We start from the raw sequence: 1350 nt of genomic DNA, 5'->3' as shown, positions 1-1350 counted from the left end.
CTACAAGATCGACCGGTTCGCACGGTCGCTGATCGATTTGCTCTCAATCCTTGAGCGCATCGAAAAAGCCGGCGCATGCTTTCAAAGCCTTACTGAGCCAGTAGACACGTCTACAGGCGCCGGTCGCATGATGATGCACATGCTCGGCGCATTCGCAGAGTTTGAGCGCGGAATCATTCGGGAGCGGTCCATAGCGGGACAGCAAGCCGCCATGCAACGCGGTGTGCACTGTGGCCGCAAACGCTCTCTCCCAAGCGACGTTGAGGCCGATATCGTCAAGCTGTACAGCATGCCGGGCAGTTGGTACACCCTAAATAGCCTGGCTATAGTGTTTGAGGTGCATCCGTCCACCGTTAAGAGAGCGGTGTATAGGGCTTTGAAGCCGGGGCATTCCAGCTTGCTGTAAACGCTTGCTAGAGGCTGGGCGGTGCACCGATCGCAAACTCTCTGGTTGCAACTGCCTTGGGGTCTTGATCGCCCTGCAACTGCTGCGCCACAATGGCCCAGCTCGCAACTTGGAGCATGTCGGCTTCACCGCCAGCCAGGTCCATGATGGTGTCGGCGAAAATCCTGCGCCAGTCTTCGCGCTCGTTGGCTTGCATGCTCATTCCTCAAAAAGTTGATCTGTGCTGGCGGCGACTGGTTCCGCAGTTGCGGTCAGTCGATCAGCGGGGTATTGAACTAAGAACTCGCGGGAGCGCTCTGCCGGTGCATCTAGCCATGCCTGGTAGGAGTCCTCATTCAGGATGACAACCATACGCTTGTCTTGGAGTTCGGGCGGGCGTTTGGGATCTGGCCGGTGCAGCTCTTTGAAAATCGGGTGAGCGTCGGCATTGATGGTGAGCATAGTGAACGAATTCAGCCATTCCCCGGAGGGCGACTTCCACGGCTGCCATAGGCCGGCGACCCCCAGAGTTTCACCGTCAGTTCGGGTAATTCGTGTGGGGACAAACCGACCGCTCCGCCAATCAGGTTCGTAGATCGCCTCGGCCGGAACAATGCAGTGCCTGGCTTTTGCCCAGGCATTCTTAAAACTCGCCAGCTCGTGCACGGTTTCGGCGCGGGCGTTATAGGTCCGTACGCCATATTTCAGCTCCTTGGCAAAGCCAGGCAGCATGCCGAAATGGGCCGCAATAACTTCTGCTTCGGGTACAGCTTCATCTCCCGATTCGCGTTCTGGTGGCCGTCTAATGATCGGGGCTGGCTGGGTAGGGTAGATGTGAGAGCCTCCGGGCGGTGGCGTCCAGGTGGGCGGCACCTTGAACCCCATACGTTCCAGCTTTTTCCGGGAATTTTCGGCTTGATAGTGGCTGCACATACTTGAATAGTACTGCTTAAACACTGTATGCT

3 protein-coding genes are annotated in these 1350 nt (G+C 57.3%); 1 reads left to right on the top strand and 2 read right to left on the bottom strand.

Features of this window, described 5'->3' with window-relative positions:
- Positions 1-406 (top strand): recombinase family protein (locus tag AC1D0P_RS25690; RefSeq protein ID WP_477679312.1); only part of this gene is annotated, 406 nt, incomplete at its 5' end.
- 7 nt (positions 407-413) lie between these two features.
- On the opposite strand, the gene AC1D0P_RS25685 is transcribed toward AC1D0P_RS25690, so the two are convergent.
- Together AC1D0P_RS25685 and AC1D0P_RS25680 are read right to left on the bottom strand one after the other, a co-directional pair.
- On the bottom strand, positions 414-602 hold the full coding sequence (locus AC1D0P_RS25685) for a hypothetical protein (protein WP_477679311.1): 189 nt from the start codon (positions 600-602) through the stop codon (positions 414-416).
- 2 nt (positions 603-604) lie between these two features.
- A partial coding sequence (locus AC1D0P_RS25680; protein WP_477679310.1) for an SOS response-associated peptidase occupies positions 605-1350 on the bottom strand: 746 nt, incomplete at its 5' end.

The organism is Polaromonas sp. P1_G2 (assembly GCF_056405515.1).
The sequence above is the reverse complement of the archived record's forward strand: the minus strand, read 5'-3'. Positions and strand labels throughout refer to the sequence as shown.

Coding starts and splice junctions, on each gene's coding strand:
- AC1D0P_RS25685 (WP_477679311.1), bottom strand. CDS start 602: ATGCAAGCCAACGAGCGCGAAGACTGGCGCAGGATTTTCGCCGACACC.